Genomic DNA, 19,398 nt, shown 5'->3' with positions numbered 1-19,398 from the left:
GGTGCCGAGATGAGCTCCCGTACCTTCCGCATCACCGTCCGCGGCTCCTTCGACAACCTCACGGCCGACCAGCGGGCCGAGCTGACGGCCGCCGCTCCCGAACACGACGTGCTGTACGCGGCCTTCACCACCGAGGGGCACCTCACGTACGACGACGTCGCCGTCCGCCCCTCCTTCACCTTCCGCTTCCTTGACTCGGGCGAGGCGGAGGAGGACATCCTCGACGCGACGGCCCGGGCCGAACTCGCGGCGGAGAGCTGGCTGACCGAGCGCGGGTACGGGTTCAAGCGGCTCAAGTCCACGGCCCAGGACCTCTCGCAGGCCCCGCTGGGCAAGCGCGGGCGCCGGGAGGCCGCCCGCGGGGACGGCCGGTCATGACCGGTCGGTGGGACTACCCCTGGTCCGTGGCGGCGAAGGTGCCCGCGAGGTGCGTGCGCAGTGCCTGCGCCGTGGGTGGCGAGAGGCGGGCGCCGAGGTAGCCGTCGGGGCGGATCACGAAGGCCGTCGGCCGGTCGGCCGCGTAGAGGCGGGCGAACTCGCCGCCGGTGTCGCGGTAGGCGGGTAGGCCGCCCCGGCAGGCGGCGGCCGGGGCGTCGGGTTCGAGCACCACGCAGGTCTCCACCCGGTCCCCTGACGACTCCCGTGCCGTCCGCGCGAGTTCGTCGATCCACCGGCCGTCCCCCGCCCCGGCCCCGCCCGCGGACCCGTTCCCGCCCCCGTACAGCACCAGCAGGTGTCCGCGGTTGCGCAGGACGTCGTACAAGCGCAGCGGGTAGGCGGCAATCGGTGCGGTGAGGCCGGCGCAGTCCGGGGCCCGGTCGCCCGGCTGGGGTCCGGGGCCCTCGCCCGGCGGGTCGACGAGCGGGCTGCCCCGGTAGCCGACGAGCAATTGGGCCTCGCGCATCAGCAGCGTCGCCTTGTCCTCCGGGTCGGCCTGGACCCCCTCGGCGGCGTGCCGCACGGTGCGGCTGACGACCTCCTCGCCCACGGGCCGGCGTTCGGCGTCGTAGCTCGCGAGCAGGTCGGGACGGGCGCCGCCGTCGATGGCGAGGGCGAGCTTCCAGGCCAGGTTCCAGGCGTCCTGGATGCCGGTGTTCATGCCCTGGGCGCCGGTGGGCGGGTGGATGTGCGCCGCGTCCCCGGCGACGAAGATGCGGCCGTCGCCGTAGCGGTCCACGATCCGGTGACTGATGCGGAACACCGAGGTCCAGCGCATGTTGGAGGCCGTGGTGGGGTGCGGCGAGAGCCGGTCCAGGACGGTCTGGATGTCGGCGAGTCCGGGGGCCCGGCCTCTCTCCAGGCCGTGGGCGACCCCGTCGGAGGCGGCCCCGTCCTGCCGCGCGGCCGAGAACTCGGGCGGCACCGTCATCGACACCCGGTACCTGCCGGGGCCGGGCAGCGGGATGCACACCAGCGTGTCGTCGATCGTGCCGTCCTCGCCCCGGTGCATGGAGCGCACGCCGTACTCGTGCGGCAGGTCCCAGTCGAGTTCGACGTCGCCGAGCATGAACTCCTCGGGGAAGGCTCCGCCCTCGTAGCCGAGCCCCAGCCCCTTGCGGACGATGCTGTGCGCGCCGTCGCAGCCGATCAGGAAGCGGGTCCGTACTTCATCCTCCGCGCCGGAAGGGGTGCGCAGCCGGCTGGTCACCCCGTCGGCGTCCTGGGTGAACGAAACCAGCTCGGTGCCGCGCTCGACCGAGGTGGCGAACCGGGCCAAAAACTCGTCGAGGATGCGCTCGGTCTCGTACTGGGGCAGCGCGGCGAACCCGTACGGAACCTCGGGCGGCAGGGCGAGCTCGATGCGCGCCTGCTCGGCGCCGTTGACGTACGCGAGCTGGCCGCGCATCGGGACGGCCGCGTCCAGGACGGTGCGGACCAGTCCCATCCGGTCCCAGATCTCCAGGGTGCGCGGCTGGATGCCCACGGCCTTGGCGAACGGGAGGCGGGCGGGCAGCCGGTCGACGATCCGGCAGGAGACTCCGCGTCTGCGGAGCTCCAGCGCCGCGGTCAGTCCGACCGGGCCGGCTCCGGCGACCAGTACGTCGGTTGCGTAGGTGTGCGCCATCGGCGCCTCCTGGCGAGCGGCCCCCGTACGAGTCGGTTTCCCTCCATCGTGGCCGCCCGCCCGGCGTCCGGCATCTTTACTCGATCACGAGGTCCACGTCGATGTTGCCGCGCGTGGCACGGGAGTACGGGCAGACCTCGTGCGCCTGCTTGACCAGCAGGGTGCCCGTCTCGCCCGCCAGGGACTCGGGGAGCTCGACGCGCAGGACCACGCCCAGGCCGAAGCCGGCGCCGTCCTTGCCGATGGAGACCTCCGCCGTGACCGACACCTCGCTGGTGTCGGCCTTGGCCTGGCGGCCGACCAGGCCGAGCGCGCTGGCGAAGCAGGCCGCGTAGCCGGCCGCGAAGAGCTGCTCGGGGTTGGTGCCCTGCCCGTTGCCGCCGAGCGCCGGGGGCATGGCGAGGGCGAGGTCGAGCTGGCCGTCGGAGCTGACGGTGCGGCCCTCGCGGCCGTTGGCGGTGGCGACAGCGGTGTACAGCGCGTCCATCGGAGTTCCTCTCGCAGAAGTGAACCGTTGCGGCGGCCGTCGGTCGGCCTCGCTCCACCATTAGAGCACACAATTGAGTTGTGCACAATTCAATGCCTCGCAAGTCTGCCCCGGGTACACTGGCCCTCATGACCGAGAAGCCGACCGCAACCCACCCCGACCAGGACTTCCTGCGCCTGGACGGCCAGATCTGCTTCGCGCTGAACGCGGCGAGCCGCGCCTTCGGCGGCCTCTACCGCGTGGTCCTCAAGGACCTGGGCCTGACCTACCCGCAGTACCTGGTCATGCTGGTGCTGTGGGAGCACGGCGAGCTGCCGGTCAAGGAGATCGGGCAGCACCTCCGGCTCGATTCCGGGACACTGTCGCCGCTGCTCAAGCGGCTGGAGGCGGCCGGTCTGGTCCGCCGCGAGCGCAGCGCCGAGGACGAGCGCTCCGTGCACGCGCACCTCACCGAGGAGGGCGCCGCGCTGCGCGCCCGCGCGGTGGAGGTACCGCGGCGGATCGCGACCGCGACCGGCTTCGAGCTGGCCGAGATCCTCGACCTCCAGACCCGCCTGAACCGCCTCACCGCCGCCCTCGACGCCGCGGTCCCGCAGGAGGCGTGAGACCCGTCCGGCGCGATCACCGCCGCGCCGCCACACTGGGTCCAGGAGGTACGCGATGGACCCGGTGGCCGCGCTGGACCGGATCGCCTTCCTGCTGGAGCGCGCCCAGGCGCCCACCTACCGGGTGCGGGCCTTCCGGACGGCCGCGGCCGCCCTCCGGCAGATGGGCGAGGACGAGACCGCCGCACGCACGGCGGCCGGTTCCCTGGAAGCCGTGAAGGGCATCGGCCCCACGACGGCCCAGGTGGTGCGCGAGGCCCTCGACGGGTCGGTGCCGGCGTACCTGCAGACGCTGGAGGACGAGGCCGCCGCGCTCCCCGAGGGCCCCCCGGCCACCACAGCAGCCACCGCCCTGCGGGCGGCGCTGCGCGGGGACTGCCACGTGCACTCCGACTGGTCGGACGGGGGCAGCCCGATCGAGGTGATGGGCCGGGCGGCGGCCTCGCTGGGGCACGAGTACGCCGTGCTCACCGACCACTCGCCGCGGCTCACCGTCGCCCGCGGCCTCTCCCCGGAGCGGCTGCGGGAACAGCTGCGGGTGGTGGCGGAGCTCAACGAGACCTGGGCGCCGTTCAGACTCCTGACGGGCATCGAGTGCGACATCCTCGACGACGGTTCACTGGACCAGGAACCGGAGCTGCTGGACCAGCTCGACCTGGTCGTCGGCTCCGTCCATTCGAAGCTGCGGATGGAGGCACCCGCGATGACCCGGCGGTTGCTGGCGGCCGTGCGCAATCCGCTGCTGGACGTACTGGGCCACTGCACGGGACGGCTGGTGACCGGGCGGACCCGGCCCGAGTCGCGGTTCGACGCCGAGGCCGTCTTCGCCGCCTGCGCCGGCTCCGGTACCGCGGTGGAGATCAACAGTCGGCCCGAGCGGCTGGACCCGCCCCGGCGGCTGCTGCGCCTCGCCGTCGACGCCGGGACCCTGTTCGCGATCGACACGGACGCGCACGCGCCGGGCCAGCTGGACTGGCAGATCCTCGGCTGCGAACGGGCCGCGGCGTGCGCGGTCCCGGCCGGGCGCGTCGTCAACACCTGGCCTGCGGACCGGCTCCTCGAGTGGACCCGTACTAGGACCGTCTGAGCTGGACCACCAGCAGCAGGACATCGGCTCCGGCGACGGCCATCACCGCGCGGAACGGGAGCCGGCCCGCCGGGCGCCGGCCTCCCAGGAGCACCGTCGCCGCCGTGGCGGCCAGCAGGCCCCAGCCGTACGCCGTCACCCGCCCCGGCGGCCCCACGACCAGCGCGGCGGCCGAGGCGAGCACGAGGAGCCCAGCGAGCGCGGCCGAGGTCCGAGCCCCGAGCCGCTGGGGCAGGCCCACGACCCCGGTGGCCAGGTCGTCGGCGATGTCGGGCAGGACGTTGGCGAAGTGCGCGCCCGCGCCCAGCAGGGCCGCGGCGGCCGTGAGCCACGGCGGCGGCCACGGCGCGCCGGGCAGGCCGAGGGTCACGAAGGCGGGAAGCAGTCCGAAGGCCAGGGCGTACGGGAGCCAGGAGACGGCCGTCCCCTTCAGCTTGAGGTTGTACGCCCAGGCGGCCGCCACGCACACGAGGTGGACCGCGCCCGCGAGCAGCCCGCCGGCCAGCGAGAGCGGGACGCAGACCAGCAGCGCCAGGGCCGCCGCGCGGGTCACGGCCGCGGGCCGCACCGTACCGGCCACCAGGGGTTTGTCCCGCCGCCCCGCGGCGAGGTCCCGCCGCAGGTCGGCCCGGTCGTTGCACCAGCCGACCGAGAGCTGCCCGGCGGCCACCGCGCCCACCGTGGCCGCCGCGCCCGGGAGGCTTCGCCCCGCCGCGGCCGCGAGCAGCGCGGTGAAGAGGGTCACGGCCGCCGCCGGCAGGGGATGGCACGCTGCCAGCAGGCCCACGGCTGCCGTACGCCACCGAAGGGCGAAGGCGACGGCGGGCCTGGGCGGCCGTCCTGTCTCTGCGGTTCGCGCGGGCACACCGTCACGCTAAGCCGCGCCGCGCCCGGTTCGCCTGATTCATAACGATGTGTCAGTTGTTTCCTATGGTGAATCAATGACACGTGTCCTGGCAGTGAGCAGCGTGTTCCCGCCGCATCGCCATCCGCAGGCCGAGATCACGGCAGCGCTCGCCCGTTTCCTGCCGTCCGGCTCCGATACCGCGCTGCTGCGCCGGGTCCACGCCTCGGTGCGCGTGGAGACCCGCCATCTCGCGCTCCCGCTGGAGCGGTACGGGCCGTCGAACGACTTCGGCACGACGAACGCCCTCTTCCTGGAAGCCGCCCTGGAGCTGGCCGGCCGGGCTCTCGAACACGCCCTCGCCGCCGCCGGTCTCACGGCGCCGGAGATCGACCTCGTCATGTCCACCACGGTGACCGGGCTCGCGACGCCGTCGCTGGAGGCCCGCCTCGCCCCGCACGCCGCGCTGCGGCCCGACGTGAAGCGGGTACCGCTCTTCGGCCTCGGCTGCGCGGCCGGCGCAGCCGGCGTCGGCCATCTCCACGACTACCTGACGGGCCGGCCCGGCCACGCGGCCCTGCTGCTGTCCACCGAGCTCTGTTCGCTCACCCTGCAGCCCACGGACACCTCCATGGCGAACCTGGTGGCCGGAGCCCTCTTCGGCGACGGGGCCGGCGCGCTCGTCGCGGTGGGCCGCGACCATCCCCTGCACGCCACCGGCGCCGGACCCGCGGTGGTGGCCGCGCGCAGCCACCTCTACCCGGGCACCGAGCACCTGCTCGGCTGGGACATCGGCCACTGGGGCCTGCGCATGGTCCTCGGCCGTGAAATCCCGGACCTGGTCAGGCTGCACGTGGCCGAGGAGGTCGAAACCTTCCTCGCCGCGCACGACCTCAAGCCCGCCGACGTCGACGCGTGGATCTGCCACCCGGGCGGCCCGAAGATCCTCGACACGCTCGCGGACGCGCTGGGCCTGCCCGAGTCGGCCTTCGCGGCGAGCCGCCGTTCGCTGGCGGCCGCCGGGAACCTCTCCTCCGCCTCGGTCCTGCACATCCTGGGCGGCATCCAGACCGCGGGGCCGCCGCCCCCCGGATCGGTCGGCCTGATGCTGGCCTTCGGGCCTGGCTTCGCCTCCGAACTCGTCCTGCTCCGCTGGTGACCGCTGATTGGTGACTCCATGCCCATGTCCTCGTCCATGGCCCCCTCCATGACCCTGTACCTGCTGCTCATCGGCCTGATCGCGGCCGAACGCCTCGTCGAGCTGGTCACGGCCCGCCGCCACACGGCGTGGAGCCTGGCCCGGGGCGGCCGCGAGTACGGCCGCGGCCATTACCCGGCCATGGTCGCCCTGCACACCGCGCTGCTGGCGGGCTGCGTGGTGGAACCCCTGGCCGCCGACCGCCCGTTCGTCCCCGTACTCGGCTGGTCCGCCCTCGCCCTCGTCCTGGCGGCGCAGGTCCTGCGCTGGTGCTGCATCGCCACCCTGGGACCGCGCTGGAACACCCGGGTGGTGGTGGTCCCCGGACTGCCGCTGGTGGCGGCCGGCCCGTACCGGCTGCTGCGCCACCCCAACTACGTGGCCGTCGTGGTGGAGGGCTTCGCGCTGCCGCTGGTGCACACCGCCTGGCTGACCGCACTCGGCTTCACCGCGCTCAACCTGATGCTGCTGCGCGTGCGGATCGGCTGCGAGGAGGCCGCGCTGACGGACGGCGGACGCCTGCGCGCCCCCGCCTCCGTTCCCACGTCGGGCTCCCGCTCGTGATCGACCTGCTGATCGCGGGCGGCGGCCCGGCGGGCCTGGCGACGGCCATCCACGGCGCACTGGCCGGTCTGGAGGTCGTCGTCGTGGAGCCGCGGCCCACCCCGATCGACAAGGCCTGCGGGGAGGGGCTGATGCCGGGGGCCGTCCGCCGGCTGCTGGAGCTGGGTGTGTCCGCGACCGGGCAGCCCTTCCGGGGCATCCGCTACGTCGACGCGGTGACCGGGCGGCACGCCGAGGGGCTGTTCCGCTCCGGCCCCGGCCTCGGCATCCGGCGCACCGCGCTCCAGGCCGCGCTGGCCGAACGCGCCGGCCAGCTGGGCGTGCGCGTGGTCCGCCGGCGGGTCGAGGGGATCGGCCAGGACGGCGACAGCGTCAACGCGGCGGGCTTCACGGCCCGTTACCTCGTCGCGGCGGACGGCCTGCACTCCCCCGTCCGGCGCCGCCTCGGTCTGTGCGCGCCACCGGCGCCCGCCCGGCCGGCGCGCTACGGCCTGCGCCGCCACTACGCCGCCGAGCCGTGGAGCGACCTCGTCGAGGTCCACTGGTCGGCCCGGTGCGAGGCGTACGTCACCCCGCTCGGGCCCGACCGGATCGGGGTGGCCCTGCTGACCGCGGAGCAGGCCCCGTTCGACGTACAGCTCGCCCGTTTCCCGCTGCTGGCGGCGCGGCTGCCCGCGTCCCCCGGTGCGGCGGTGCGCGGGGCGGGGCCGCTGCGCCAAGCGGCCCGCGTACGGGTGGCGGGGCGCGTGCTGTTCGTCGGTGACGCTGCGGGGTACGTGGACGCGCTGACCGGTGAGGGCCTGACACTGGCCGTGACGGCGGCCGGCGAGCTGGTCCGCTGCGTACGGGCGGGGCGGCCGCAGGCGTACGAGCAGGCCTGGCGGGAGCTGTCGCGCAGCTACCGCACGCTCACCGAGTCCCTGCTCTGGGCACGCCACCGGCCGCGGCTCGCCCGGCAGATCGTCCCACTGGCGGCCCGGCTCCCGCGCGTGTTCACGGGGGCGGTGAACCTCCTGGCGTGAGCGCGCGCGGTCACGCGTGGAAGTGCAAGCGGCACCCCGCGCTGGGCGCGGAGTGCCGCTCGTCCTCACCGCCGGTTCAGGCAGGGTCCTCCTGACGGTTCCTCAGGGCCAGGCCCGCGAGGACGGCCGCGACCGCCGCGCAGAGCACCGCGACGACCCCGGCCCAGGCCAGGGACCCGCCCACCGCCCGGGCGAGCGGGTCGAAGCCCGCCACGCCGCCGACGACGTGCAGGGCGACGACTCCGACGGCCGCGGCCGCTGCGGCCCGCCACACGACCGCGGTGTCGCGGAGCGCCAGGAGCGCCCCGAGGCCGAGGCAGAGCACGGTGGCGAGGAGGGGAAGGAAGTCGAGGGGGGCCGCCGCCGACAGGGCTGCGAAGTCTCTGGGCAGGTGCAGCGCGCCGCTGACCAGCAGGGCGACCGCGACCGGCTGGCGCAGGACGTGCCGCAGCACCGGGGAGCCGGAACCGGCCGGGACGGCCTCCGGCCCGGCGCGGACGGGCTGGGTACCCGGAGCGCCCGGAGCGGTGGTGCCGGGGATCTCGCGGCGGTCTTCATGGTCCGTCGCCGCGAAGGGTATGGGGTCAGTCATGGAAAGCTCCGTTCGCCGACACGCGGGTCTGCACATCGCGAGCCGGTCATCGTGCGTCACGGGAAGCATACGATTTGTTACATTTACTGCCAATTCCGCTCACTGCGCCATTCGGGGCGGGCAGACGGGGGCCCGTCCGGCCCGCGGAGAAAGGGCGTAGACCGTGCTTGACGTGCGGATGTTCTGGCGCCGGTGCGCACTGCCGCTGGCGCTGACGCTGCCCCTCGCACTGATCCCGGTGGCCGCGGCCGCGGCGGAGGGTTCGGCGCGGCCCGTGGTGGACACCGACCGGGGACGGGTACGCGGCCGGTCCCACGGGGCGTACACCACCTTCGAGGGCATCCCGTACGCCGCTCCCCCGACCGGCGCGCTGCGCTGGCGGCTTCCGGAGCCGGCGCCCCGGTGGGAGGGGGTCCGCGACGCGGGCGCCCCCGGCTCCCGCTGCGTGCAGTTGCCCGCGGTCGGGCCCGGCGGGCCGAGCGGCTCGGAGGACTGCCTGTACCTCAATGTCACCGCGCCCGCCGGGGCCGCCGCCCCGGGCACGCGGCGGCCCGTCATGGTCTGGTTCCACGGCGGGGGGTTCGTCAACGGCGCGGGCGACCTGTACCCGGCCGAACGGCTCGCCGTCCGGGGTGACGTCGTGGTCGTGACCGTCAACTACCGGCTGGGCGTCTTCGGCCTGTTCGGCCACCCCGAGCTCGGCGGCGCCCCCGGCTTCGCCCTCGCCGACCAGCGGGCGGCGCTGCGCTGGGTACGGGCGAACGCGGAGCGCTTCGGCGCGGACGCGCGCAACGTCACCGTGTTCGGCGAATCGGCGGGCGCCCTCAGCGTCTGCGCGCACCTCACCTCACCGGCGTCGGCGGACCTGTTCCACAAGGCGATCGTGCAGAGCGGATCGTGCTCGACCACGGTGCCGCCGTGGTCCCTGCTGCCCACGCTCGGTGCGTACGAACCCTTCGTGCCCGAACGGCGCACGGTCGCGGACGGCGTGCTGGCGACGGCCCGACTCGGCTGCGGCGGTTCGGCGGCTGCGCTGGACTGCCTGCGCCGGCTGGACACCGGCACGCTCGTGACGCCTGAACTGACGCAGACCTTCTCCAAGGTCTCGTACGGCGGCGCCCACCTGCCCGTGGAACCCCGGCGGGCCCTGGAGGCCGGGCGGTTCCACCGGGTGCCGGTGGTGCAGGGAACGACGCGGGACGAGATGCGGATCTTCGTGGCGCAGCCCTGGCGGTGTACCCGGTCGGCGACGAAGCCACGTACCGGGCCCGGCTGGAGCGGTCGTTCGGGGCCGGGGCGGCCCGCGCGGTCGAGGCGAGCTATCCGGTCTCGGCCTACCCGACGCCGGCCGTGGCGTGGGCCACCCTGCTGTCCGACGCGTCGTTCACCTGCCCGGCCCTGCGGGACAGCGGTGCGCTGGCCCGCCGCGTGCCGACGTACGGCTACCGGTTCAGCGACGGCGACGCGCCGAACTTCACGGGCCTGCCGGAGGTGCCGGGGCTGCCGTACCGGGCCTCGCACGGCTTCGAACTGCCCTACCTGTTCCCGGTGGTACCGCTGGCGGGCCCGCAGCAGGAGCTGGCCGACCGGATGGGTGACTACTGGACCGGCTTCGCCCGCACCGGCGTACCGGCGGCCACGGGAGCGCCGCGGTGGCCGCGCTACCGCTCACCGGCCTCGGTGCTGTCCCTGGCGCCCGGCACGGGCGGGATCCGTACGGTCGACGCCCGGGCCGAACACCACTGCGCGCTGTGGGACGCGCGGTGGCCCCCGGTCACCACTTCTCGGTGACGACGACCCCGTCGGCGGTGCGGACGACGAGGTCGCCGCTGTCGCCGTAGACCCCGCGCCGCCAGTCGGCGAACACCTTGGCGATCTGGCGGGCGTCGTCCCCGCGGCCCTTGCCCACCGATCCGGTGCTGAAGGTGATCCTCGCCTCGCCGACGGTGCGGACCTTGCGGACGCGGGTCTCCTTGATGACGACGTCCTCGAAATCGGTGCTGTGCGCGGTCCAGTAGGCGGTGAAGTCCCGGGTCATGTCGAACCAGTCCGCCGGACCGCACGGGCCGCCGCCGTTGGTCATCGCCGCGTCACCCGAGGGCGCGGCGCTGCCGGTCTGCTGATCGGTCGGCGGGCCTGCGTAGCCGCCGGTCTCCTGGTCCGTGGGCGGACCGGCGTACGCGCCCGTCTCCTGATCGGTCGGCGGCCCCGCGTAAGCTCCGGTCTCCTGATCGGTCGGCGGCCCGGCGTACGCGCCCGTCTCCTGGTCCGTCGGCGGGCCCGCGTAACCGCCGGTCTGTTCCTCCGTCGGCACGTCGAGCGCGCACTTCTGCGGCGTGAGGCTGGGGACGGGCGCGGGTCCCGCGGCCTGGCCCGCCCCTTGGGTCCCGCAGCCCGCGAGTACGGCGCACAGCAGTCCCGCCACCAGCACCCGGCCGGCCGTCTTCGTCGTCATCGGCGTCATCGCCATCGTCATCGTCCCCCTCGCACCTCAAGAGGCGAATCCACCGGCGGAGGTTCCCTCGCCGCCGGATCGCGGGCTAGCGTGCTGTCATGAACCGGCTCCGAGGCCCGCCCTCTGCTCTTCCTGGACGTCGACGGGCCGCTCATCCCGTTCGGGGCGGGCCCGTACCCGCAGGGGGACGACGCCCATCCCCTGCTCGCGAGGATCGATCCCGCGCTCGGGCCGGGTCTGGCGGCCCTGCCGTGCGAGCTGGTGTGGGCGACGACCTGGGGGGCGGACGCGAACGAGTGCGTCGCGCCCCGGCTCGGCCTGCCGGAGCTGCCCGTGGTGGCGTGGCCGGAATCCGGCGACGACGACATCCGGGCCGGGATCCACTGGAAGACCCCCGCGCTCCTCGACCACGCGGCGGGCCGCCCCTTCATCTGGGTCGACGACGAGATCACCGACCCCGACCGGGCCTGGGTGGCCTCCCACCACCCCGGTCGGGCCCTGCTCCACCGGGTGGACGCGGGGCGGGGTCTGGCCGCCGCCGACCTCACCGTGCTGCGTGGCTGGCTGGACACCAGGATCCCGGACACGGCGGCGGACCGCGGTGGTCATTTCTCCGCCTTCGGGGCCGTGGCCGGGGAGTAGAGGAACGAGAACCGCTCCATGACGTTGTGCCGCTGGGTGTTGTGGAAGGCCGCGATGCGCCAGGTGCCGTCGGTGTCGCGGACCAGGGTGTACGTCTGGACCTTGGACAGCTCGGCGGGGCCGGGCTTGCTGCCGCTGTAGTCGTCGCCCCGGCCCGTCAGGACGGCGGCGTCCTTTCCGAGGAAGCGCAGGTCGAGGTAGGAGGCGGCCAGCTCGGTGCCCTTGACGAAGTCCTCGAAGAGCGCCCGGTGGCCCTCGGTGATGTCGGAGCGGCCCTCGTAGTGGCTGCCGACATAGGTGGTGTACGTGGCGTTCTCGGTGAACTGGCGGCCGTACGCGTCCGCGTCGCCCCGGCCCCAGGCGGCGGTGAGGGCGTCGAGAGTGGCGCAGACGGCCTCGCCGTCCGCGCGGTTCGCGCCCGCCGGGATGACGTCGGCGCACGCTTCCGTGCCGGGGCGCCGCACGTCGGAGGTGGTGTCGAGGTAGAGATACGCGCCGGCGGCGCCGAGGGTGAGGACGGCGGCCGTGGCGAGCGTGGCGCGCTTGACGGTCTTGAAGGCCTTGACGGTCCTGGTGTTCACGGGATGCCTCTCGATCGGCGCGTGCGGGTGGATGACGGCCGCCGCCCCATTGATTACACTGAGGCAGCAACTGCACAGATGCAGTATCTGCACACGTGCAGATAAATGGCAAGGGGATGGTGTCGCGATGGCGGAGCAGGACGACCGGCGTGCGGTCTTTCGGGACTACATCGATGCCGTGGGGCTGCACGGCATGGCGGGCGCGGAGGCAGCTGGCCTCCAGGCGTCCGAGTGGTACGCCCTCAGCCGCATCACCCTGGCGGGCGGGCTCACTTCGGGCGAGCTCGCGGCCGGGACGGGGCTCACGACGGGCGCCACGACGCGGCTGATCGACCGGCTGGAGCGCGCGGGTTACGTACGCCGTACCGCCGACCCGGCGGACCGGCGCAAGGTCGTGGTCGAGGCCGTGCCCGGCACGCTGGCGGAAGTCGAGGCGGCCGTGGGCCCGGCCCGGAGGCGGATCGCCGACGTACTCGCCGGGTACACGCCGGAGCAACTGGACCTGCTCTTCGACTACTTCACGCGCGCGGCCCCCGCGTTCCGTGAGGCGACGGAGGAGATCCGGGCGGCGACCCAGGAGCGCAAGGGCGGCCGCTAGATCGGGGGGGCCGCGGGGCGGGGGCTCCGAACCGTCGGAGCACCCCGGCCGCGGTGCGGGCCCGTCAGGTCCAGGACGCGCGGACCAGGGAGCGTTCCGCCGCGGCCAGGTAGGCGGCGGCCGCCAGCCAGGCGCGGGCGTAGGCCTCGGCCGAGGAGTCGGCGAGCCGGCCGAAGACGTCGCGGGGGCGGCGGTCCGCCTCGGCGGCGAGGGCGGTGGCCAGCTCCGCCCCCGCGGTGAGCCCGGCCCGGCGCAGCGGACCGTACGCGGCGAGGGGTTCGGTGCCCCGCGCGGCCTCGGCCACGGCGCGGCGGCCGCCCGCGACCCCGGTCTCCAGGAGGCGGCGTACGCGCCACAGCGGGGAGTCGGCCAGGGGGTCCGGTCCGACGGAAGCCGGCTCCGGGGCCGGGCAGGCGGTCCGCGGCGGGAAGTGGCCGCCCTGGAGCCGGTCGTAGCCGAGGTCCGCGCGGCCCAGCCATTCCTCGGGCAGCCGCAGCGTGTGCTCGGCGCCGGGCACCGGTCCGACGGCGAGGGGCCGCAGGGTCGCGGCCCGGTCCAGGTCGGGGCGGCCCAGGATCCGCAGCGTCAGGCCGGGGTACGAGGCGAGGCGGCGCAGGTTCTCCGTGTGCGGCAGCTCCGGGTGGGGGTGGGCGGGCCGCAGCCGGAGCAGCGGTCCGTCGGGACGTGCCTCGCGGACGAGGAGGTCTTCGCCCGCCGCACCGACGACCGTGACGTCGCATCCGAGCAGGGCGGGCTCGGCCTCGTCCGCTTCGGCCAGCGCGCGGGCGACCGCCTCGGCCGCCGGCCGGGCGAAGAGCGCCGCGGCGGGTCCTTCGCTCCAGGGTGTTCCGCGCAGCGGGGTCGCCTGGACCCCGCCTCCGGCGCCGAGCCTGCCCTCGGGGGAGACGGTCGCGCCGGCGATGCGCAGGCCACCGCGGGCCAGCCCGGCGTGGTCGAGGGCGGCGCCGCCGAGGGCGACGGAGGCCGAACCCGCGCCGCGTGCCCGGGCCAGGCCGCCCGGGCGCACGTCGGAGACCGAGTAGCCGGCGCCGTCGGGGGCCAGCAGGTGGGTGACCACTCCCCCGTACCCGGTGGCGGAGAGCACGGGCTCCCGGCACAGGCCGTACACCTGGAGGCTGCCGCCCGGAGCGTAGGCGCGGCGGGAGGTGCCGGTCAGCGCGGGGGAGGCGGATCCGGCGGCCAGCAGGGCGGCGGTGCGCAGGAGTTCACGGAATGCCGTGGTGAGATCGCCGAGCCGCTGGGCGGCCCGGCGTTCCCGGGCGGCGCGCAAGCCGCGTACGACGCGCAGGGCGGCCGCCTCCGCGCGCGGCAGCCCGGCCAGGCGGGCGGTGTGTGCGGCGCGCAGCAGCTCGGCCTGGACGACGGCGCCCCCGGCGGTGGCCCCGGCGGCGAGGGCCTCGGCGGCGGCCTGCCAGAGGGCGTGCGCCGCGTGCAGTTGCGCGTCGGTGAGCGTGGCTTCGGGCCGGGACTCGGGCTCGGGCTCGCCCTCGGACACGGAGACGGAGACGGACACCGCATCGGGCTCGGATGCCGCCGTCCGCCCCTCCGGTACGGGCGGCGGCGGCCCGGCGTCCGCCGACGGCCCGGCGTCCGCCAGCGGGGCGGCGCCCAGGGCGGCGGCGCGGTGGAGGCAGCGCGGGGCCAACAGGCAGGTGCACGCGGCCTGTTCGGCGAGGGTGACCGCGCCCGTGGGACCGGGGCGCAGCGTGACCACGGCGTCCTCCCCGAAGCCGAGGACGACCTCGCCGTCCGCCGTCCGCACGGCGAGGGCGGCGCAGCCCTCGGTGGCGGCGTCCAGCTTCTTGCGCAGTCGGGCGCTGAGCTGCTCCACCGCCTCGGCGAGCACCTCGGGTGCGACGGGCGGCAGTTGGGTGTCGGTGCTGGTCAACGGGATTCTCCACGGAGGCGGTCGCCGACCCAGCGGGCAAGGGCGAGCGGACTGAGGGCGGCCACCGGCATGCCGGCCGTGACGAGTTGCCGGGCGACCGGGACCGAGTACCGGGGCGTGCCGGTGTCGTCGAGCGCGGCGCAGCCCAGGAGTTGGGCGCCGGAGGCGGCGAGTGCGCGGACCTCTCCGAGGAGCCCGCCGATCGGGGCACCCTCCTCGAAGTCGCTGACCACGACGACGAGGGTGCGGCTCGGAACGGTGATCAGCGAGCGGGCGTGCGCGAGTCCGGCGGCGATGTGCGTGCCACCGCCGACGCGGACCTCCAGCAGGAGCGAGAGCGGGTCCTCGACCCGGTCGGTGAGGTCCACGACCTGGGTGGAGAAGGCGAGGAAGTGGGTGGACAGGGTCGGTACGCCGCCCAGTACGGCCGCGGTGAGCGCCGACCAGATGACGGACGCCTCCATCGAGCCGGAGACGTCGACGACGAGGATGAGCCGCCAGTCGCTCTCGCGGTTCGCCCGGGTGCTGAAGACCGGCCGTTCCGGGACCACGACCACACTTCCGTCGGGCCGCCGCCGGGTGTGCGCGAGGTTGGCGCGCAGGGTGCGGGCCAGGTCGAGCCTGCCGCCGGGGCGGCGGGTGGGACGCGGGGTGGCGAGGCCGGAGAGGGCCGGGCGCAGCCGGGTGGCCAGCTCCTTGGCGAGTTCGTCGACCAGTCTCCTGACCAGGGGGCGCAGCCGGGCCAGTTGGGCTTCGGGCAGCCCGCCGGCGAGGGACAGGACGGAGCTGAGCAGTTCCACGGAGGGGCGTACGGTCGCCGGGTCGAGCTGGGCCAGTACGTCGGTGCGGCCCGCTCCGGCCGCTTCGCCCAGCACTTCCTCCCGTACGTCGGCGCCGAACAGCGCCTCCAGCTCCTGCGACCACTCGCGGGCGGTGGGGAACGAGGCCTCCTGGCCGCCGCCCTGGCCGCCGTCGACGCCCGAGGCGCCTTCGCCACGGCCGGCGCCGTACAGCTCGTCGAGGGCGTGGGCGTAGCGGCGGGCGCCCGCGGGGAGGCGGTCGCGTTCGCGGCCGAGCAGCAGCCGCCAGCGGTCGGCGGGGGCGAGCCGCAGGCCGGTGGGGGCGGGTGCGCGCGGGGCGTCGACCGCTTCGACGGCTTCGATCGCTTCGGCGGCCGTGGTGGTCTGCGGCATCGGGAGCGGCGGCGCGTCCGCGGCGGGCAGCGGGAGTTCACCCAGGGCGGCGAGCCCGGCAGCGTCGGCGGCGGCCCAGAGGGCGAGCAGCGCGGGCGGCGCGTCGAGCGCGAGGTCGATCCGGTCGCCCAGCCGCTCGGCCACCGTGTCCAGCAACCGGTCGCGGGCGGCGGGGGAAAGGGCGTCGAAGCCGCCGCGCAGGGCGGGCAGACGATCGAGGAAGAGGCGGTCGGTGAGGTGCTCGACGCGGTCGAGGAGCGGGGCGAGGGCGGCCGGGGAGGACTGGAGCAGTGGTCCGGCGGCCGTGAGGAGTCCCGCGAGGCGGCGGGTCAGGGCGCGGCGGCCGTCGGCGGTGGCGGCGCCGTCGATCCAGCCGGCGGCCCGGTCGCCGAGCCGGGCGGCCGGATCGAGGTCGAGGAGGACCCGTACGGCCATGGCCGCGCCCTGCATCAGCGGGGACGCGGAGGCGGCCAGGGCCGCGAGGGCCGCGTCGGTGCGCAGCCCGAGGTGGTGCGCGGAGGCGCGGTCGGCGAGGGCCACGAGAGCGGCCGCGTCGGCGGGGTCGTCGCTTCCCGCGAGGCCGGGCAGGGACCGGACCGCCGCTTCGAGCAGGTCGCCGCCGAGCGCGGCGGCGGCGGTACGGGACTCGGCGCGGGTGCCCGGGAGATGGCCGCGGCGGAGGGACTCCAGGAGGTCGAGGGCCTCGAGGAGTTCGGGCAGGGCCGCGGTCTGCGGCAGGACGGTGGCCGCCTCCTGGAGCCGTACGTCGACCAGCTCGGGCAGATCGCACCGCGCGGCGGCGGCCAGCCCGGCGAGGATCTGCGCCGGGGTCGGCCCGCCGTCGGCGGCGGCGCGGCGCGCCGTGTCACGCAGGGTGCCGGCGGCCGCCTGGGCGGCGGTGACGCCGCGGACCCCGGCGAGATCGAGCCGGGCCGGGACGGAAGGCGTCCAGGACAGCCGCCACTTGGTACCGAGGGCGGTCCCGTCGCCGGTCGTGGCGACCGTGAGGGGCTCGCCGTAGGAGGCGCCGCAGACCAGGAGCCGCTGGAGGAGAACCTCGCGGCGGCCGTCGAGGGCGGAGCGCAGCGGGTCGAGGCGGACCTCGCGGGGGGCGGGATCGTCCGGTGCGGGCAGCCGCAGCTGTGCCAGCTCGGCCTCGACGGAGGGGCCGAGGCCGGAGCGGGGCGCGTGCGGGGTGATCCGCCCGCGGGCGGTGCCGACGAGTACCGCCTCCAGGGCGCGGGCCAGCGCCCGGCCGCGGCCGAGGGGTTCGCCCTGGCCGAGGACGGTGGTGACGGCCTCCAGGAGCTCCCCGCGCCCGGGCGCGGGGAGTCCGCGCAGGGCGGCCAGGTCGCAGGCGAGCCGTAGGGTCTCGGCGGCCTCGCCCGTCCCCGCGGTGTGCCCGGCGCGGCGCAGCTCCCGGCAGAGTCCGGTGACGGCGACGGAGGCCGCGTCCCGCAGGCGCCCGGGGTCGCCCGCGGCACGCAGGACGGCCTGCTGCCAGAGGGGATCCCGGATCCCGGCGGGATACCCGGAGCGGGAGTCGAGCAGGTCGAAGGAGTACGGCACGAACGAGGTGACGGCCGGGTCCGCGCACGCGCCGGCGCCCGCCCCGGCCTCGCCGGAGCGGGGACGCGGCACAGTGCCGGTGCCCAGGAGGGCCGGGGCGTGGAAGGCGCCGATCACCGCCGCCACCCGGTGGCCCGCGGCGGTGGCGGAACCGATGACGTCCCGCATGTGGGCCTCGCGGGCCAGGTCCGTCTCCGGTACGGCCGGCGCGTCCTGGCGCAGGGCCCAACCGACGCCGAGGGCCGCCCGCCGGACGGCCTCCGGGGAGCAGCCGGGTGCCAGGACCTCGACGGCGCGGTCCCACAGGTCGTCACCGTCGCGGCCCGTCCCGGCGGCGGTGAGGCCGTCGCCGAAGGTACGGCCGGCCCCCGCGGCCGGGTCCGGCGGCGAGCCCGCCGCCGGACCCGCGGGCCGGGTCGCGCCCGGAGCCGGGAGCAGGGCGGCGTCCCGGCCCGGGGCGGCGTCCGGCGCGGTCCAGCCGCGGTCGGACAGCGGGAGGTCGCAGCAGACGACGGCCGCGCCGGACCCGCGGGCCCAGCGGATCGCGGCCAGTTCCGGGGAGAAGTCCGCGAACGGGTAGAACGCCAGGCGGCCGTCCCCGCCCGTGCCCGCGAGGGCGACCGGGGCGACGGTCTCCGGGTCGGCCAGGTGCTCCAGCCACGGCTGGAAGTCCGTCGGCAGTTCGACGCAGACCACGTCCGCGCCCGAGGCGTCCAGCAGGGCGGGGACCATCGCGGCCAGCGCGGGGCTGTGGTGGCGTACCCCGAGCAGGTACGGCTCGCCGGACGCGGCGAGGGCGTCCACCGCGGCCCGCGGATCGGTCTTCGTCACCGCAGGCTCCCGCGCAGGTCCCAGAGGCGGCGCCACATCGCCGAGCCGTCCTCGGCCCGGCGGCGCACCGGGCCGTCCCAGTACCCCAGCAGCCGCCCGTGGTCGGCCGGGTCGTCCTTGCGTACGACGCCCAGCAGGTGCCCCGGCAGCAGGTCCAGCACGTCCCCGCCCGGCAGGTACGCGGCCGAGACCCCCAGCGAGGCCGCCACCTGCACGGCTTCGGCGGTGGACATGACCGTACCGGGGCGCTCCACGTCCCAGCCCTCGGCGGAACGCCCGGAACGCAGGTCCCGGAAGACGGTGACGAGCGCGTCGAGCACCGCGTCGTCGACGGCGAAGGCGGCGCCGGCCCGCTGGACGGCGGCGACCGCCTGGCGGCGGATCAGCGTGGCCTCGGCGTCCGCGTCGGCGATCGGGGCGACGGTCTCGAAGTTGAAGCGCCGCTTGAGGGCGGCGGACATCTCGGAGACGCCGCGGTCGCGCAGGTTGGCGGTCGCGATGACCGTGAAGCCTGGCGCCGCCGAGACCACCGCGTCCTCGGTGGCGGTCAGTTCGGGCACGCTGACCCGCCGGTCGGACAGGATGGACACCAGCGCGTCCTGCACCTCGGGCAGGCAGCGGGTGATCTCCTCGACGCGGACCACCCGCCCCGTCCGCATGGCGGAGAGCACCGGCGAGTCGACCAGGGCTCCCGCGCTCGGCCCGCCGGCCAGCAGCAGCGCGTAGTTCCAGCCGTAGCGGAAGGCGTCCTCCGTGGTTCCGGCCGTGCCCTGCACCGTGAGGGCGCTGGTGCCGCAGACGGCGGCGGCCAGCAGCTCGCTGAGCATCGATTTGGCGGTGCCGGGCTCGCCGGTGAGCAGCAGCCCGCGTTCTCCGGCGAGGGTGACCACGCACCGCTCCACCAGGGCCCGTTCGCCGACGAACTTGGGGGCGATGGCGAGCTTGCCGCCGCCCTTGGGCAGGGTGAGCTCGGCGCCGTCGCTGCCGCAGACGAAGGTGACGACGGCGCGCGGGGTCAGCGCCCAGCCGGGCGGGCGGGGGCCGGGGTCCTGGGCGGCGAGGAAGGCGAGTTCGGCGGCGTACCGCTCCTCGGCGGGCAGCGCCTGCCGGGCGGGTACGGGCTGTTCGGTGACGGTCATACGGAGTCCTTGGTAGG

The 19,398-nt window shown here is 75.8% G+C and carries 18 protein-coding genes and 1 pseudogene; 10 read left to right on the top strand and 9 right to left on the bottom strand.

The annotated features are described in order from the left end of the window. The first annotated feature begins 9 nt into the window (after positions 1-9). On the top strand, positions 10-378 hold the full coding sequence (locus OG429_RS35530) for a DUF6204 family protein (protein WP_328929364.1): 369 nt from the start codon (positions 10-12) through the stop codon (positions 376-378). Positions 379-391: 13 nt separating this feature from the next. Here the strand turns inward: OG429_RS35530 and OG429_RS35525 are convergent, their stop codons facing one another. Further along, on the bottom strand, positions 392-2,065 hold the full coding sequence (locus OG429_RS35525; protein ID WP_328929363.1) for an FAD-dependent monooxygenase: 1,674 nt from the start codon (positions 2,063-2,065) through the stop codon (positions 392-394). Positions 2,066-2,141: 76 nt separating this feature from the next. Then, positions 2,142-2,552 carry an organic hydroperoxide resistance protein gene (locus OG429_RS35520; RefSeq protein WP_328929362.1) on the bottom strand — a complete coding sequence of 137 codons (411 nt, stop codon included), beginning with the start codon at positions 2,550-2,552 and terminating at the stop codon, positions 2,142-2,144. Between the two features lie 128 nt (positions 2,553-2,680). Here OG429_RS35520 and OG429_RS35515 point away from each other — a divergent pair, with 128 nt between their 5' ends. Next, on the top strand, positions 2,681-3,157 hold the full coding sequence (locus OG429_RS35515) for a MarR family winged helix-turn-helix transcriptional regulator (protein ID WP_328929361.1): 477 nt from the start codon (positions 2,681-2,683) through the stop codon (positions 3,155-3,157). Positions 3,158-3,212: 55 nt separating this feature from the next. Beyond that, the gene (locus tag OG429_RS35510; protein WP_328929360.1) at positions 3,213-4,244 is read left to right on the top strand and encodes a PHP domain-containing protein; all 1,032 of its coding nucleotides are present in this window, start codon (positions 3,213-3,215) and stop codon (positions 4,242-4,244) included. Here the strand turns inward: OG429_RS35510 and OG429_RS35505 are convergent. Further along, positions 4,231-5,109: a UbiA family prenyltransferase gene (locus OG429_RS35505; protein WP_328929359.1), complete on the bottom strand. Its 879-nt coding sequence runs from the start codon at positions 5,107-5,109 to the stop codon at positions 4,231-4,233. The two genes, OG429_RS35510 and OG429_RS35505, sit on opposite strands and share 14 nt — an antisense overlap. A 76-nt stretch (positions 5,110-5,185) precedes the next feature. Here OG429_RS35505 and OG429_RS35500 point away from each other — a divergent pair, with 76 nt between their 5' ends. Genes OG429_RS35500 through OG429_RS35490 form a run of 3 tightly spaced genes read left to right on the top strand, consistent with a single transcriptional unit; the run spans position 5,186 to position 7,872 of the window. Continuing rightward, on the top strand, positions 5,186-6,247 hold the full coding sequence (locus OG429_RS35500) for a type III polyketide synthase (protein ID WP_328929358.1): 1,062 nt from the start codon (positions 5,186-5,188) through the stop codon (positions 6,245-6,247). Between the two features lie 48 nt (positions 6,248-6,295). Further along, positions 6,296-6,850, top strand: a complete 555-nt coding sequence (locus OG429_RS35495; protein ID WP_328930522.1) for an isoprenylcysteine carboxyl methyltransferase family protein — start codon at positions 6,296-6,298, stop codon at positions 6,848-6,850. Next, positions 6,847-7,872: an NAD(P)/FAD-dependent oxidoreductase gene (locus tag OG429_RS35490; protein WP_328929357.1), complete on the top strand. Its 1,026-nt coding sequence runs from the start codon at positions 6,847-6,849 to the stop codon at positions 7,870-7,872. The genes OG429_RS35495 and OG429_RS35490 overlap by 4 nt, the downstream gene beginning before the upstream one ends. A 76-nt stretch (positions 7,873-7,948) precedes the next feature. On the opposite strand, the gene OG429_RS35485 is transcribed toward OG429_RS35490, so the two are convergent. Continuing rightward, positions 7,949-8,464 carry a hypothetical protein gene (locus tag OG429_RS35485; RefSeq protein WP_328929356.1) on the bottom strand — a complete coding sequence of 172 codons (516 nt, stop codon included), beginning with the start codon at positions 8,462-8,464 and terminating at the stop codon, positions 7,949-7,951. A gap of 178 nt (positions 8,465-8,642) precedes the next feature. Here OG429_RS35485 and OG429_RS35480 point away from each other — a divergent pair. Together OG429_RS35480 and OG429_RS35475 are read left to right on the top strand one after the other, a co-directional pair. After that, positions 8,643-9,629, top strand: a pseudogene (locus OG429_RS35480) (carboxylesterase family protein); the annotation flags it as partial. 68 nt (positions 9,630-9,697) lie between these two features. Next, positions 9,698-10,255: a carboxylesterase family protein gene (locus tag OG429_RS35475; protein ID WP_328929355.1), complete on the top strand. Its 558-nt coding sequence runs from the start codon at positions 9,698-9,700 to the stop codon at positions 10,253-10,255. On the opposite strand, the gene OG429_RS35470 is transcribed toward OG429_RS35475, so the two are convergent. Beyond that, a complete protein-coding gene (locus tag OG429_RS35470; RefSeq protein ID WP_328929354.1) occupies positions 10,239-10,940 on the bottom strand; it encodes a hypothetical protein in 702 nt (233 codons plus the stop codon). The two genes, OG429_RS35475 and OG429_RS35470, sit on opposite strands and share 17 nt — an antisense overlap. A 102-nt stretch (positions 10,941-11,042) precedes the next feature. Here OG429_RS35470 and OG429_RS35465 point away from each other — a divergent pair, with 102 nt between their 5' ends. After that, the gene (locus OG429_RS35465; protein WP_328930521.1) at positions 11,043-11,561 is read left to right on the top strand and encodes an HAD domain-containing protein; all 519 of its coding nucleotides are present in this window, start codon (positions 11,043-11,045) and stop codon (positions 11,559-11,561) included. Here OG429_RS35465 and OG429_RS35460 read toward each other — a convergent pair. Beyond that, on the bottom strand, positions 11,525-12,142 hold the full coding sequence (locus OG429_RS35460) for an SgcJ/EcaC family oxidoreductase (protein WP_328929353.1): 618 nt from the start codon (positions 12,140-12,142) through the stop codon (positions 11,525-11,527). The genes OG429_RS35465 and OG429_RS35460 overlap by 37 nt on opposite strands. 127 nt (positions 12,143-12,269) lie before the next feature. On the opposite strand from OG429_RS35460, the gene OG429_RS35455 reads away from it, so the two are divergent. Next, complete coding sequence (locus OG429_RS35455; protein ID WP_328929352.1) at positions 12,270-12,740, top strand: MarR family winged helix-turn-helix transcriptional regulator; 471 nt, start codon at positions 12,270-12,272, stop codon at positions 12,738-12,740. A 64-nt stretch (positions 12,741-12,804) separates the two neighbouring features. Here the strand turns inward: OG429_RS35455 and OG429_RS35450 are convergent, their stop codons facing one another. Genes OG429_RS35450 through OG429_RS35440 form a run of 3 tightly spaced genes read right to left on the bottom strand, consistent with a single transcriptional unit; the run spans position 12,805 to position 19,381 of the window. Continuing rightward, entirely contained in the window at positions 12,805-14,655 is a 1,851-nt protein-coding gene (locus tag OG429_RS35450; RefSeq protein WP_328930520.1) for a hypothetical protein, read from the bottom strand. Next, positions 14,646-18,242 carry a DUF5682 family protein gene (locus tag OG429_RS35445; protein WP_328929351.1) on the bottom strand — a complete coding sequence of 1,199 codons (3,597 nt, stop codon included), beginning with the start codon at positions 18,240-18,242 and terminating at the stop codon, positions 14,646-14,648. Before OG429_RS35445 ends, OG429_RS35450 begins: the two co-directional genes overlap by 10 nt. Further along, entirely contained in the window at positions 18,239-19,381 is a 1,143-nt protein-coding gene (locus OG429_RS35440) for an ATP-binding protein (RefSeq protein WP_328929350.1), read from the bottom strand. The genes OG429_RS35445 and OG429_RS35440 overlap by 4 nt, the downstream gene beginning before the upstream one ends. Positions 19,382-19,398: the final 17 nt, after the last annotated feature.

The sequence above is a fragment of the Streptomyces sp. NBC_00190 genome (genome assembly GCF_036203305.1).
Classification (GTDB): Bacteria; Actinomycetota; Actinomycetes; order Streptomycetales; family Streptomycetaceae; genus Streptomyces.
This window is presented reverse-complemented; position numbering and strand designations above follow the sequence as displayed.

Excerpts from the sequence above, each read along its gene's own strand:
- OG429_RS35455 (WP_328929352.1), top strand. The coding sequence starts at position 12,270 with ATGGCGGAGCAGGACGACCGGCGTGCGGTCTTTCGGGACTACATCGAT.
- OG429_RS35530 (WP_328929364.1), top strand. The coding sequence starts at position 10 with ATGAGCTCCCGTACCTTCCGCATCACCGTCCGCGGCTCCTTCGACAAC.
- OG429_RS35525 (WP_328929363.1), bottom strand. The coding sequence starts at position 2,065 with ATGGCGCACACCTACGCAACCGACGTACTGGTCGCCGGAGCCGGCCCG.
- OG429_RS35495 (WP_328930522.1), top strand. The coding sequence starts at position 6,296 with ATGACCCTGTACCTGCTGCTCATCGGCCTGATCGCGGCCGAACGCCTC.
- OG429_RS35515 (WP_328929361.1), top strand. The coding sequence starts at position 2,681 with ATGACCGAGAAGCCGACCGCAACCCACCCCGACCAGGACTTCCTGCGC.
- OG429_RS35470 (WP_328929354.1), bottom strand. The coding sequence starts at position 10,940 with ATGACGATGGCGATGACGCCGATGACGACGAAGACGGCCGGCCGGGTG.
- OG429_RS35510 (WP_328929360.1), top strand. The coding sequence starts at position 3,213 with ATGGACCCGGTGGCCGCGCTGGACCGGATCGCCTTCCTGCTGGAGCGC.
- OG429_RS35440 (WP_328929350.1), bottom strand. The coding sequence starts at position 19,381 with ATGACCGTCACCGAACAGCCCGTACCCGCCCGGCAGGCGCTGCCCGCC.
- OG429_RS35485 (WP_328929356.1), bottom strand. The coding sequence starts at position 8,464 with ATGACTGACCCCATACCCTTCGCGGCGACGGACCATGAAGACCGCCGC.
- OG429_RS35500 (WP_328929358.1), top strand. The coding sequence starts at position 5,186 with ATGACACGTGTCCTGGCAGTGAGCAGCGTGTTCCCGCCGCATCGCCAT.
- OG429_RS35520 (WP_328929362.1), bottom strand. The coding sequence starts at position 2,552 with ATGGACGCGCTGTACACCGCTGTCGCCACCGCCAACGGCCGCGAGGGC.